General features: G+C 68.1%; 12 protein-coding genes. 6 read left to right on the forward strand and 6 right to left on the reverse strand.

Translation table 11 applies throughout. The features are described from left to right. Both G3572_RS00615 and idi read left to right on the forward strand, forming a co-directional pair. Window positions 1–1,194 (forward strand): geranylgeranyl diphosphate reductase, encoded by a 1,194-nt coding sequence (locus G3572_RS00615; protein WP_164608744.1) that lies wholly within the window; start codon window positions 1–3, stop codon window positions 1,192–1,194. Continuing rightward, the gene (idi, locus tag G3572_RS00620; RefSeq protein WP_240335368.1) at window positions 1,191–1,745 is read left to right on the forward strand and encodes an isopentenyl-diphosphate Delta-isomerase; all 555 of its coding nucleotides are present in this window, start codon (window positions 1,191–1,193) and stop codon (window positions 1,743–1,745) included. The genes G3572_RS00615 and idi overlap by 4 nt, the downstream gene beginning before the upstream one ends. 14 nt (window positions 1,746–1,759) lie before the next feature. Here idi and bchO read toward each other — a convergent pair whose 3' ends face one another. From bchO to crtA, 4 genes are read right to left on the reverse strand one after another with little or no spacing between them, the layout of a single operon-like run. Then, on the reverse strand, window positions 1,760–2,623 hold the full coding sequence (gene bchO / locus G3572_RS00625) for an alpha/beta fold hydrolase BchO (RefSeq protein ID WP_164608745.1): 864 nt from the start codon (window positions 2,621–2,623) through the stop codon (window positions 1,760–1,762). Window positions 2,624–2,626: 3 nt separating this feature from the next. Beyond that, window positions 2,627–4,288, reverse strand: coding sequence for a magnesium chelatase subunit D (locus G3572_RS00630; RefSeq protein ID WP_164608746.1), 1,662 nt, complete (start codon window positions 4,286–4,288; stop codon window positions 2,627–2,629). 7 nt (window positions 4,289–4,295) lie between these two features. Continuing rightward, a complete protein-coding gene (bchI, locus tag G3572_RS00635) occupies window positions 4,296–5,351 on the reverse strand; it encodes a magnesium chelatase ATPase subunit I (RefSeq protein ID WP_164608747.1) in 1,056 nt (351 codons plus the stop codon). After that, window positions 5,351–6,109 (reverse strand): spheroidene monooxygenase, encoded by a 759-nt coding sequence (gene crtA / locus G3572_RS00640; RefSeq protein WP_205518402.1) that lies wholly within the window; start codon window positions 6,107–6,109, stop codon window positions 5,351–5,353. Before crtA ends, bchI begins: the two co-directional genes overlap by 1 nt. 89 nt (window positions 6,110–6,198) lie before the next feature. On the opposite strand from crtA, the gene G3572_RS00645 reads away from it, so the two are divergent. The 3 genes from G3572_RS00645 to tspO all read left to right on the forward strand — a co-directional run bounded on the left by G3572_RS00645 (window position 6,199) and on the right by tspO (window position 9,478). Then, window positions 6,199–7,773 carry a phytoene desaturase gene (locus G3572_RS00645; protein WP_164608748.1) on the forward strand — a complete coding sequence of 525 codons (1,575 nt, stop codon included), beginning with the start codon at window positions 6,199–6,201 and terminating at the stop codon, window positions 7,771–7,773. Continuing rightward, the gene (gene crtB, locus G3572_RS00650) at window positions 7,770–8,774 is read left to right on the forward strand and encodes a 15-cis-phytoene synthase (protein WP_164608749.1); all 1,005 of its coding nucleotides are present in this window, start codon (window positions 7,770–7,772) and stop codon (window positions 8,772–8,774) included. The genes G3572_RS00645 and crtB overlap by 4 nt, the downstream gene beginning before the upstream one ends. Before the next feature lie 224 nt (window positions 8,775–8,998). Continuing rightward, window positions 8,999–9,478 carry a tryptophan-rich sensory protein TspO gene (gene tspO, locus G3572_RS00655; RefSeq protein ID WP_164608750.1) on the forward strand — a complete coding sequence of 160 codons (480 nt, stop codon included), beginning with the start codon at window positions 8,999–9,001 and terminating at the stop codon, window positions 9,476–9,478. Between the two features lie 221 nt (window positions 9,479–9,699). Here the strand turns inward: tspO and crtC are convergent, their stop codons facing one another. Both crtC and crtD read right to left on the reverse strand, forming a co-directional pair. Next, the gene (gene crtC, locus G3572_RS00660; RefSeq protein WP_164608751.1) at window positions 9,700–10,542 is read right to left on the reverse strand and encodes a carotenoid 1,2-hydratase; all 843 of its coding nucleotides are present in this window, start codon (window positions 10,540–10,542) and stop codon (window positions 9,700–9,702) included. Continuing rightward, a complete protein-coding gene (gene crtD, locus G3572_RS00665; RefSeq protein WP_164608752.1) occupies window positions 10,539–12,089 on the reverse strand; it encodes a 1-hydroxycarotenoid 3,4-desaturase CrtD in 1,551 nt (516 codons plus the stop codon). The genes crtC and crtD overlap by 4 nt, the downstream gene beginning before the upstream one ends. A 123-nt stretch (window positions 12,090–12,212) precedes the next feature. Between crtD and G3572_RS00670 the strand changes: the two genes are divergently transcribed. After that, complete coding sequence (locus G3572_RS00670; RefSeq protein WP_164608753.1) at window positions 12,213–13,082, forward strand: polyprenyl synthetase family protein; 870 nt, start codon at window positions 12,213–12,215, stop codon at window positions 13,080–13,082. Window positions 13,083–13,131: the final 49 nt, after the last annotated feature.

The raw sequence follows: 13,131 nt of genomic DNA on the forward strand, positions 1-13,131 counted from the left end.
ATGCAATATGATGTTTTCGTGGTGGGCGGCGGCCCGTCGGGGGCAACCGCCGCCGAGGATCTCGCCCGCGCAGGATATCGGGTCGCCATGCTGGACCGTGCCGGGCGTATCAAGCCCTGCGGCGGTGCCATCCCGCCGCGCGCGATCCGCGATTTCGACATTCCCGATCATATGCTGGTGGCAAAGATCAGCACCGCCCGCATGATCAGCCCCACAGGCCGCGTGGTCGATATCCATATCGAAGGCGGCTTTGTCGGCATGGTCGACCGCGAGGATTTTGACGAGTTTCTGCGCGACCGCGCCGCCATGACCGGGGCCAACCGTCTGACAGGCACTTTCCTTCGGATCGAGCGGGATGCGGCAGGCACACATGTCATCTGGCGCGACAAAGCCAGCGGAGCAGAGCAGCGCAGCACGACGCAACTTGTCATCGGGGCCGATGGCGCGCGCTCTGCGGTGGCGCGTGCCGAGGTGCCGGGGGGCGACAAGATCCCCTATGTCATCGCCTATCACGAGATCATCGCCGCCCCGACTGGCGGATTTGCCGCCAATGCCGATTATGACCCGATGCGCTGCGATGTGATCTATGATGGCCGGATCAGCCCCGATTTCTACGGCTGGGTGTTTCCGCATGGCAAACATGCCAGCGTCGGCATGGGGACCGAAGTGGACGGCGTCGATCTGAAGCAGGCGACCGCTTCCTTGCGCGCGATGGCAGGACTCGCGGCCTGCGAGACAATCCGCAAGGAAGGCGCGCCGATCCCTCTCAAGCCCTTGGACCGATGGGACAACGGGCGCGATGTGGTGCTGGCCGGGGATGCCGCCGGCGTGGTCGCACCCTCGTCTGGCGAAGGGATTTTCTATGCGATGGCCGGTGGCAGGGTGGCCGCGACCGCGGCGCAGGCGGCGTTGGCATCGGGCCGTGCCAAGGACCTGCGCATCGCCCGAAAGTTGTTCATGCGCGAACACGGCACCGTATTCCGGGTCTTGCGTTCCATGCAGGATGCCTATTATCGCAGCGACGACCGGCGCGAGCGTTTCGTAAGCCTGTGCCATGATCTTGATGTGCAAAAGCTGACATTCGAGGCCTATATGAACAAATCCCTCGTCAAGGCACGGCCTATGGCGCATCTCAAGATCGGATTGAAGAACATGGCGCATCTGCTCGGTTTGGTATCGCCAAAGTGGTCATGAATACGCTTGTCGCCACCGAAGAGATGATTCCGGCTTGGGTCGATGGCCAGCTCACCCCCGTGGGCAAGCTGGAAGTGCATCAGCGCGGCCTGCGTCACAAGGCGGTGTCGGTTTTTGTGCTCGACAAGGGCCGCGTGCTGATCCAGCGCCGCGCCTTGGGGAAGTACCACACGCCGGGGCTTTGGGCCAACACCTGCTGCACCCATCCGCGTTGGGACGAAGATCCGGCAGCCTGCGCGGTGCGCCGTCTGCGGGAAGAGTTGGGCATAGTGAACCTGTTTCCGGCATTCACCGACCGGGTGGAATACCGCGCCGATGTGGGCAACGGCCTGATCGAGCATGAACTGGTGGATATCTTCGTGGCCGAGGCGGGGCCGGACCTGTCGGTATCGCCAGACCCCGAGGAGGTGATGGAGACGCGCTGGGTTGATCTATACGATCTTGCCGCCGAAGTGCGGCGCGCGCCTGCCAAATTCACCCCGTGGCTGCACATCTACATGACAGAACATATGGCCCGCATCTTTGGCCAGACTGTCGGCGTCGGGCGCTAGGCGCCCGCGCTGCTTCATATCCGTGCGTCAAGCCAAGGGAGCAGCACGTCTGCCACCAGACCAGCGGCCTCTTCGTGCACCAGATGACCATAGCCCGCGATTTCGGCATAGACGGCGTTCGGCATATGGGCGACTGCGTCCCGCGATACCTTTGGCGGCACTGCCGTATCCCGGTCAGACCCGATCAGCAGCACGGGCGTCGCCAGCGAGGGCAGGCGGGCCATCAACCCCTCAAGCCGCCATTGCGCCATCATGCCCAGCGTGCCGCTTACATGGGCGGCATCGCGCACCAGCGCCAGATATTGCGCCTGACCGGCGCTGTCGAGCGGTGAACCCGTTCCCGCAAGAAGGCGGTTCACCGTCGCCGGATTGCCCCAGAGTCGCGAGACGACCGAACCCACGAAAGGCGTCGCCGCCAAGGCCCGCGCCATCAGCGGAAACATCACCCCCGCTGCGCCGTCAAAGGTGCCAAGCGCCGCGTTGATCCCCGCAATCGCCTTCAGGGGCACAAGATCCGCCATCCGCAGCGCAATAGCCGCCCCTGCGGAATGCCCGATCACCGCTTGCGGCGCGCATCCTGCCGAAAGGCACAGGCGCGTCACGTCCTCGGCCATCGCATCAAGCCCCAGGCGGCGCATGCCGCCGGCGCGGCTGCACCCTTGGCCCGGAAGGTCAGGCACAATCACCCGGAACCTGTCGCACAAAAGCGGGATCAAGGCTCGGAAACTGTGGCCCGACCCGCCCGCTCCGTGCAAGAGCAGCAGCACAGGCGCATCGCGCGGTCCGGTGTCGATCACCCACCAGTCATGCGGGGTCACCCGCAGATGGCGGGCTTGCGCGCGATAGGGCCAATCGGCCGGCAGACGGGCGCTGTCCATCCGTCAGGCCCCCAAGGCCGCGCCAAGAACACTCGACAGTTTGCGGGCGTCGGCGCGGGGGAGCGCCAGATAGGGTGCATCCATCGCGCGGGCCATCTGGGCAAGACTGGCCTGCGGGCGGTTGGCGGTGTCGATCACGATGGCGGGAAAGCCGCCGGCCCGTATCGCGCGGGCAAGGCGCAGCGCGTCTTCCTCGGCCTGCGTGCGGCTTGCGCTGCCATCCAGCGCGATGTTGCCCCGCCCATCGGTCAATAGCGCGATGGTCGGCGTCAGTCCGCGGGCGCGTGCCATCGCGGCCGTTGCCATCGCGGCCTGCATCCCGGCCGCAAGAGGGGTGCCGCCGCCGCCCGGCAACCCCGCCAGACGCCGCTTTGTCTGCACAAGGCTGCGGGTGGGGGGCAAGACCACCTCGGCTCCGGTGCCACGAAACGCCACGAGCGAGACATGGTCCCGCCGCGCATAGGCGGCGGCCAGAAGCAACTCCACGGCTCCCTTAGCCTCGGCCAGACGTGCAAAGGCGGATGAGCCTGAGGCATCCACGGCAAAGATCAGGACCCTGTCCGAGGTTTCCTCAAACCGCTTCAGGCGGATATCGGCGGCGCGCACCAGCAGCACCGCATCCGATGCCGCAGCACGCCGTCGCAAGGGCTGCCACGGAGCTGCGGCGCGCAAGGTCGCCACCAGATCGATCCGCGCGCCAGACCCGAGTTTGCCCGGGCGCGAGGGCAGGGGGCGACCGCGCCGGTTGCCGGCGCGCGCCGACCCCGTGCCGCTGGCTCCTTTGGCGGCGCGGGCGGCGCGCCCCGCTGCCAGTTCCGCCAAAAGACCGGCGGGCAGCGCGGCGCGCGCGGCCTCGACCAGCAATTCCTCCGGAATGGTCTGGTCCTGACGCGTGTTGTCCTCTGCCCCCGGCTCTCCGGCATCGGGCGGCGGAGGGGAGGGTTGGTCTTGCGTCGCGGGCTCTGACTGTGGCAGGGCGCGGTGCGCGTATACGAGTTCCGCCGCGCGAAGCAGATCATCCTCGGCAACCCCGGTCCGGCCCGCCAGCGCGGCCAGCGCGCGCGCCGCCGCCATCGCCAGCAGCGGCGCGCGCAGCGAGGCGATGCCAAGTTCTGCCGCTGCCTGTGTCAGCGCTCGGGCGGCTTCGGCTGGCAGCACAACGGTGGGCAGGAGAGCGCGCGCTGCCGCCAGACTTCCGCTGTCCACAGCGATGTCTGTCGTATCCGACCATGCCAGCGCCTCGAGATCGACAAACAGCCCCAAGCGGTCGGTCAGCGTGGCGGGCAAGCCCTCACCCGCTTCGGCCGCCTCGTCCAGAGCGATCAGGCAGGTTCCTGAGGTATCCAGTGCATGGGCCAGCCGCGCCGACAGACCGGGCGGAACCCGCTCGGCCATCGTCAGGATCAGGCCCGCCGGACGCGCCAGAAGTCCGCGCGACATCACCGTGCGGCCGGTGGCGAGCGTGGCGGACAGATCAAGCCCGCCATAAAGCGCCTCATCGGACACCCCCGGATGCAGCCGCACCAAGGGCAGCGGCAACATCGCCAGTGCCGTTGTCACCCTGTCCCGCACCGCCCCGCAGCGCGCGCGCAGCCACAGACCCTTGACCCCGGCAGGGTCGACAGCCAGCACCTGAAGCGCAAGAAGGATGCGGTCCCAGTCCATCACAGGCCTATGGCAAGACGTCGTCCAGCATGCGCGCGACCCGCGCACCCGACCCTGCCTCGTCAAGCGGATCGCGGCGCAAGCGGTGCGACAGTGCCATCGCCGCCACCGCTTTCAGATGCGCGCGGCTCACACTCGCGGCTCCCTCGAAGGCCGCTTGCGCCCGCGCGGCGCGCAGCAGTGTCAATTCCCCGCGCAGGCCATCCGACCCCAGCGCAATGCACAAGGACGCGCAGTCATGCAGCACGGTCGCGGGGGTCTTCAGCGCGGGCAGGGCGGCACGCGCGGCAAGAATGCGCTCGCGCAGCGCGGCATCGGCGGCCTGCCAGTCGGGCATGAAGGCCTCGTAAGCGGTGTCATAGGCATCGCGGCGCAAGATCACCTCCACCCGCGTCTCGACATCTCCCGGGCTTGTCACTTCGACCGACAAGCCAAAGCGATCAAGGAGTTGCGGGCGCAGATCGCCCTCTTCGGGGTTGCCAGACCCTACCAGCACGAACCGCGCCGGATGACGGATCGACAAGCCTTCACGCTCGACCACATTCTCGCCCGACTGGGCGACATCAAGCAGCAGATCGACGATGTGGTCTTCCAGCAGATTGACCTCGTCAATGTAGAGATACCCCCGGTTCGCCCGCGCGAGCAGCCCCGGCTCGAATGCCTTTTCCCCGCGCGTCAGCGCCCGTTCGATGTCAAGCGCCCCCACAACGCGGTCCTCGGTGACACCCAGCGGCAGATCGACTACAGGGGTCGGTTTGCGGATGATCTGGGTCTGCGTCACCTGCGCCCAATCGGGGCAAAGCTCCAGCCGGGGTGAATTCACAGGGCATCCCTCGACCGCCTCGATCTCGGGCAACAGCGCGGCCAGCGCGCGCACCGCGGTCGATTTTCCGGTGCCGCGATCGCCAAACACCAGAACCCCGCCGATGGCCGGGTCGATCGCGGTCAGCAACATGGCCTGCTTCATCGCCTCCTGCCCGACGATGGCCGAGAAGGGAAACGGCTGGCGCGGCGCGGCGCGCGTGGGCAAGGCGTGAAGTTTCGGCGCGGTATCTGCGGGCATCAGGCGGCGTCCTTTTCTGTCCTCAGCCGGGCCAGCGGATCACCGCCCTCCCAGCATCCCGCGCTGCCCAGCAGGGCAAAACGGGCGTAAAGCTCTTCGGCAAACCAGTTGCCATCGCGCACGGCCTTTATCGCACGGGCATGCGGGCCGTTGCCGCGCGCGAACTGTCCCATGCTGGCCGCATCGGGCCAGACCGAAAAGGTCACCTGATGGAACAAGGGCACTTCGCCAATGCCGATCTTGAAGACCACATTCGGGTCGGCCCCGATCACGGCGGAAATGTCCGGCACACGGGTCCAGAACCGCAGCGCGCGCGCCGGCCGCACAGTGGCACGGGTCAACGCGACAATCGGGCCGGTGCCCGCGCGGTGATCGGCCGGGGCGAACGGATTGACGCCCGCCCATGATCCGCGCGCGGATGTGGGGGCCAGAAACGCCGTCCAGCTTTCCACCGCGCGGGCGCGCCAGCGGCCATAGACCGCGCTTGTCGCCACTGCGTCGCGCGCCGTCGCCTCGTCAGGCCAGACCGCCAGCATCGCCCAGACGCCCCAGTTGGGTTTTGGCGTGAAGCCTTGTCCGGTGCCAGAGCCGCAAAGCTTCCAGAACTGCGCCCTCCGCTCTCGCCGCAAGCTGGCGCGGGCAAGCCCCATCTGGCCGATCACCCACAAGCGTGCGGCAATTCCGTCAAATCGGAACAGGCTGAGCGTGGCAACGGGAATGGCGCTGTCTCCCTTGGGTGCGTAAACTAAGTCTGACATTATTTGGGCGCGAGAGGAAGCGGCAAATCAGCTTTCAGAGGGTTAAACCCTGTTGTTGTAAATTGAACTGGACAGGTTATCATCCAAACATGACTCATGCATCCTCCCCCTCCGCTTCGCCCCCCGCTGCCGATCAAGCCATCGTCATCGGTGCGGGTATCGGCGGCCTGGCCTCTGCCATGCGACTTGGGGCCAAAGGGTATCAGGTCACGGTGATCGACCGGCTTGATCGGGCGGGGGGGCGCGGCTCGTCCATCACGCAAGGCGGGCACCGATTCGACCTTGGCCCCACCATCGTGACCGTGCCGCAAGGGTTGCGTGATCTGTGGGCGGCCTGCGGACGGAATTTCGACGCCGACGTGCGTCTGGTCCCGATGGACCCGTTTTACGAGATCCGCTTTGCCGATGGAGAGACCTTTACCGCGCGGCAGGACGATGCTGCGATCAAGGCAGAGGTGGCGCGGATTTCTCCCTCCGATTCAAAGGGGTATCAAAGGTTCCTCAAGGATTCCGAAGCCCGCTATTGGTTCGGCTACGAGGATATGGGCCGCAAGCCGATGCACAAGCTTTGGGACACGCTGAAGGTCATCCCGAAATTTGCCCGCATGCGGGCAGACCGGTCGGTCTATGCCCATGCCGCGTCGCGGGTAAAGGACGAGCACCTGCGCTTCGCGCTGTCGTTCCATCCGCTGTTCATCGGGGGCGATCCCTTCAACGTGACGTCGATGTATATCCTTGTCAGCCATCTGGAGAAGGCGTTTGGCGTGCATTACGCGATGGGCGGGGTGCAGGCGATCGCCGACGCGATGGTGCGGGTGATCGAAGCACAAGGCGGCTCGGTGGTGCAAGGCGCCGAGGTGGACGAGATCACCATCGCCGATGGCCGCGCCTCGGGCGTGCGACTGGCTTCCGGCGATGTGTTGCCCGCCGCGGTCGTGGTCTCGAATGCCGATGCGGGCCACACCTATGACCGGCTGCTGCGCAACGCGCCGAAAAAACGGTGGACGCCTGCACGGCTGAAACGGGCACGCTGGTCGATGGGGCTTTATGTCTGGTATTTCGGGACCAAGGGCACGAAAGGGATGTGGGGCGATGTGGGCCATCACTCCATCGTGGTCGGCCCGCGCTACCGCGACCATATCAAGGACATCTTCATTCGCGGCAAACTGGCCGATGACATGAGCCTTTACGTCCACCGCCCCAGCGTAACCGACCCGTCTTGCGCCCCTGCCGGGGATGACACGTTTTATGTGCTCTCGCCCGTGCCCCATCTGGGCCATGACAACGCGGTGGACTGGACCGCCGAGGAAGAGCCTTACCGCGCCAAGATGCTGAAGGTGCTGGAAGATCGGCTCCTGCCGGGGGTGTCGGGGCGGATCGGCGAAAGCCTGACCTTCACCCCCGAAACCTTCCGCGACCGCTACCTGTCGCCCTTCGGGGCCGGATTCTCGATCGAGCCGCGCATCCTCCAGTCGGCGTGGTTCCGCCCCCACAACATCAGCGAAGAGTTGCCGGGCCTCTATCTTGCAGGGGCGGGAACCCATCCGGGAGCGGGCCTTCCGGGTGTGGTCGGCACCGCCGAACTTCTGGGAAAGCTGGTGCCCGATGCACGGCGGCGGGCCGAAACCGCCGCCGAACATGCCTTGCGATTGGCCGCAGAATGATCGCCCCCGCTGACATGGAGGCATGCCGCGCCGCGATCCGCACCGGCTCCTTGTCCTTTCACGCCGCCTCGCGGCTCTTGCCCGCGCGCGTGCGTGACCCGGCTCTGGCGCTCTATGCTTTCTGCCGCGTGGCCGATGACGAGGTGGACGAGGGGGCGGACAAGGCAGGCGCGGTTTTGCGGCTGCGCGACAGGCTGGACGGGGTCTATCAGGGCCGCCCGCGCGACGGCTTTGCCGACCGCGCTTTTGCCGCCGTGGTCGAAGATTTCGACATGCCCCGCGCCTTGCCCGAGGCGCTGCTGGAGGGGCTGGCCTGGGATGCGATGGGGCGGCGCTATCACACGCTGTCTGGGGTGCTCGACTATTCGGCGCGCGTGGCGGCGGCGGTGGGGGCGATGATGTGCGTCCTCATGCGGGTGCGCGACCCCGACGCGCTGGCCCGGGCCTGCGATCTGGGGCTTGCCATGCAGCTGACCAACATCAGCCGCGATGTGGGCGAGGATGCGCGGGCGGGGCGGGTGTTCCTGCCGCTGGACTGGCTCTGCGAGGAAGGGGTGGAGGTAGACCGCTTTCTGGCCGCGCCCGCCGCGAGCCGGGGGGTGCGCCGGGCAACGGCGCGGCTTCTGGCGGCGGCGGACCAGCTTTACCTGCGGGCCGAGGCGGGGGTGGCGGCCCTGCCGCTCGCTTGCCGTCCGGGCATCTTCGCGGCCCGGCATATCTATGCCGGCATCGGCAGACAGGTGGCCCGGCAGGGGCATGACGCGGTGACCGTGCGGGCACGGACGGGGAAGGGGCAGAAGCTGGGCTGGCTGATGCTGGCAGGGCTCAGGGCGGGGCTCTCGCCGCTCCTGCCCCACTCGGCGGTGCTGCACGCCCGCCCGGCGCCCGAGGTGGCCTTTCTGGTCGAGGCGGCGGCGCGCAAGGATCTGGCCCGGGGCCGGTCGGAGGCGCTGTTCGAGGTGCTCAGCCAGCTGGAGGCCCGGTCTCGCGGGATGGCCTGACCGGGGGCTGCCCACCTCTGCCGCTCCCTGTGTTACGGAGGGCGGGGCTTTGTGAAATCAAGCGCTTGACCTTGCCGCCTTCAGAAAATCTTAACGATTGACCCGACGGGCCGCGCCGGCGGCGGGGGGCGGGTTTGCGCGCTGCTGCCGGAACCGGCGGGCGCTTTGCCTTGCGCTCTGGCCCCTGTGGTCTAGATAGGTCTGGCAACCAGAGGGGCAGGCTGATGGATTTTTCCTTGTTTTTCACCTATCTCGCCGCCTGCGGAGCGGCGGCGGCGACGGGGGCGATGTTTCAGCCGGGCGATTGGTACAAGGCGCTCGACAAGCCGTGGTGGACCCCGAAGGACTGGATGTTCCCCGTGGCATGGACGACCCTTTACATCTGCATGTCCCTCGCGGCGATGAGGATCGCCATGCAGGCCGGGGCCGAGCCGGGGGTGGGGCAGGCGTTGGGCTTCTGGGCGCTCCAGATCGCGCTGAACACGCTGTGGACGCCGGTGTTCTTCGGGCTGAAGCGGATGAAGGCAGGACTGGTGGTCTTGTCCCTGCTGTGGCTGGCGGTCGCGGCCACGCTGGTGGCCTTCTGGCGCATTGATCCGGTCGCGGGGATGCTGTTTGCGCCCTATCTTCTGTGGGTCAGCATCGCGGGGGCGCTGAACGCCTCGGTCTTGCGGCGCAATCCTGCCGCGGCGCGCGCGGGCTGACCCTGCCGCCGCTTCGCGCGGGCGCCTTTCAAAATGCAAGCGGCAGGCCTGTCGATGTTCGGCACGCGCATGAACGTGCCGGATCAAAAGCCTGGCACCTTCTTCGATTTGCTGCTTTCCAAATACTCTCGGGGTTGCTCAGAGGTTTCGCCATCGGTTCAAGAAACCGCTGAGCTGGGGGGCAGACAGCCCCCGGGGGGTGGCGAAGGCCGCTGCGCGGGTCAATCCGGGAAGGTCCAGCCCCGCCGGCGCGGGACGCGGACCGCGAGCATGGGTTTCAGGAGCGGCTGGCGGAAGCGGGTGAGGTCGAGCGCCTCGTGCACACCGGTGGTCGCCTCGCCGTTCAGACGGGTTTCCACGAGGCTGCGGCTGTAGAAGGGCGCATCGAGCATGTTGAGCCTTTGGCGCGGCATCACCCCGGCATCGGCGCGGGTTTCGCGCCTGACCTGCCAGAGGCTGCGGGCAAAGCGGGTGCGGGGCGGGGCGGTGACCTCGCGCACCGCGCCCCCCGCATCAATGGCCACCGCCAGATCGAGGCTGCTGCCGTCGCGGCGGGTGGCGTCATAGATGCACAGCGCGCCGTCCCGCATCGGAAAGCGGCCCCATGTCCAGAAGTCGAAATCATCTTCCAGCGCGCGGCTGCCAAAATTGGCGTCGAAATAGCCGTGGCCTTCCCAGACATGGCCTTGCGTCAGGTTGACCGAGATATGCGCCGTGGGGGCGAAGGGGCGCCAGATATGGGCGGCGTCGGGGGTGAGCGCGACCTCGGCCGAGGTCACCGCCTGCGGGGTCAGGATGATCTGGCCGCGCACGGGGGTAACCATCGGCGGCGCGCCCCATTCGTCGATGTCGATGACAAGCTGGCGGCCCGTCCAATGCATGCGGCTGGGGCCGACTTCGAAGGTATCGGCGCTGCGGCGCAGGGCGGGGCGGCCCCTGTCTGTCATGGTGAAGCGGCTGCCCGGGCCATAGGTGGCCACGTTGATGCAGCAGTGGTTTTCCGGATCGCGCCGGCCTGACCAGCGATACCACGGCGAGAACACCGAGCCGATGAAGCCGATCACCGAGACGGCGCGCGTCCCGTCGGTGCTGACCCCGTCGACATACCACCAGGCATAGCCGTCCGGGCCGACGGTGACGCGGAAGTCAGGTCCCGCCTGATCGCCTCGGCCGTGTGCCGTGCGGAGAGGGCTGCCATCGGCACCCCCGCCCCCGGATGTGCCCCGCCCCCCGCCAGGGTGAGGCCCGGCAGGCGGGTTTGCGCCAGCGGGCGCTGGAAGGCTGCCATCAGCCCCTCGGGCGAGCGGCCGTAGATCGCCCCCTGCGAGCCCGGATAGAGCCGCGCCAGATCGGCCGGTGTGGTCAGCGCCGAGGGCGGCGGATCGGGGGTGAAGGTCAGGCCGAACTCCTTCAGCCGGGGGAAGGTGCGCTGGCGGCATTGGGGTTCCTCGTCTGGATGGGCGGGCAGGCCGGCGGGGGCGTTCAGGATGATCTCGAACCGTTCCGGGCCGGGGGGCGCGGCGGGGCTGCGGTCTTGCGCGCAGAGGTAGAGCGTGGGCTTTTCAGGGGGGCGGCCTTGGCCGATGGGGCCGAATTCGGCCTGCGGGTCATCGGTGAAGAAGACATTGTGATGCGCGAGGTCGACCCCCTGCGGGGTGGCGGCAAAGGCCCAGACATGGGCCGAGAGGCTGCGCGGTGTGGTTTTCGCGGCGGGGATCGCGGCTTGCGCCTCGGGGCCGAGGAGGCCCGTGGCAAGCGCGGCGGGATCGCCGTTGAAGACGCAGTGGCGGCAGGGATAGAGGTGGCCGCCTTCGGTTTCCACCGCGCTGACACGTCCTTGGGCGGTGAGGATGCGGCGGGCGCGTGTGGCGTAGTGGAAGCGTACGCCGATGGCGGTGGCAAGGCGGGCGAGGCTGGCGGCGAGGCTGTGCATGCCGCCCTGCACCGCCCAGACGCCCTGCGCCTCGGCCCGCCAGATCAGCGCCAGCACGCCGGGCGCATGGCGCGGGCGGCCCCCGACATAGGTGGCGTAGCGGGCGAAGAGCTGGACCAGCCGCGGGTCGCGGAAATGCTGTTTCAGGAGGCGTTCGAGCGACACCCCCGGCAGGAGCGCGGGCCAGAGCCGGGGCCGCAGGGCGGCGCCGAGCGCGATGCGGGCAAGCCCGGGTCTGGCCGCGCGCATCACCGGCGCGTCGAAGGTGGCGAGCAGGCCTTGGGCGAGGCGGTCAAACCGCGCGAAGGCGGCGGCTTCGCGCGGGCCCGCGAAGCTGCGGATGGCCTCGATATTGGCGCCGGTTTCGGGAAAGAGGTCGAGCGGGGGGCTGCCGTTCCAGAAGTGGCGGGCGAGGACGGGCAGGGGGGTGAGCTGCAGGTGATCGTCGAGCCGCTGGCCGGCGAGGGCGAAGAGCGCATCGAACTCGCCGCGCATCGTAAGGACGGTGGGGCCGGTGTCGACGGGGCCTGCGGGCGAGGGAATCGCGCGGGCCTTGCCGCCGGGGGTGTCGGCGGCCTCGAGGACGGTGACCTTGAGGCCGAGGGCGGCCAGCCGGATGGCGGCGGCGAGGCCCCCCATTCCGGCACCGATGATGACTGCGGTTTCGCGGCTTTGCATCGGGGTATGATGGCGCAGTGGCGCATATTGTCTAGAGAGAATGACGCACCTGTGTAAGTTTTAGTTTACACCCGGTCCCGGCGCTGCCACGATGGGGCGGCAAACGTCAGAAAAGGGCGGCACATGGCACTGGACGGGCGGGTAGAGGCGGCGATGCTGCGGGCGATGGCTTTGGTGCAGTCGGAGGCGGCCCCGCCGAGGCTGGGGGCGGCGCTGCCCTACGGTGTGTTTCCGGGGGGCGCGCGGATCAGGCCGACGATCCTGATGTCGGTGGCGCTGGCCTGCGGCGATGACCGGCCTGCGCTGACCGATGCGGCGGCGGCGGCGCTGGAGCTGATCCATTGCGCCAGTCTGGTGCATGACGATCTGCCCGCCTTTGACGATGCCGACATCCGGCGAGGCAAGGCCACGGTGCACCGCGCCTTTGACGAGCCGCTGGCGGTGCTGACGGGGGATTCGCTGATCGTGCTGGCCTTCGAGGTGCTGGCGCGGGCGGGGGCGGAGGCGCCGGAGCGCGCGCTGCATCTGGTGCGGCATCTGGCGCAGCGCACGGGGATGCCCTTTGGCATCTGCGCGGGTCAGGGCTGGGAGAGCGAGTCGCAGATCGATCTGGCGGCCTATCACCGCGCCAAGACGGGCGCTTTGTTCATGGCCGCCACCCAGATGGGCGCGATTGCGGCGGGGCAGGATGCCGAGCCTTGGGAAGAACTGGGCGCACGGATCGGGGCGGCGTTTCAGGTGGCGGATGACCTGAAGGACGCGGTGCTGGGTGCCGAGGATATGGGCAAGCCTGCGGGGCAGGATGTGGCGCATGGGCGGCCCTCGGCGGTGACGGAACTGGGCGTTGCGGGCGCGGTGGCGCATCTGCGCGACATTCTGGGCGGGGCGATTGCCTCGATCCCCGCCTGTCCGGGCGAGGCGATGCTGGCGCAGATGGTGCGCGCCTATGCCGAGAAGATGACGCCCGCGCGGCTGACCGCCGCCAAGGGCTGAGCCGATGGCCGATCTGTCGCTGGACCCGCAGCGCCCGTCGCCGCGCCTC

Origin of the sequence: Pseudotabrizicola algicola (assembly GCF_010915705.1) — a bacterium.
Taxonomy (GTDB): domain Bacteria; phylum Pseudomonadota; class Alphaproteobacteria; order Rhodobacterales; family Rhodobacteraceae; genus Pseudotabrizicola; species Pseudotabrizicola algicola.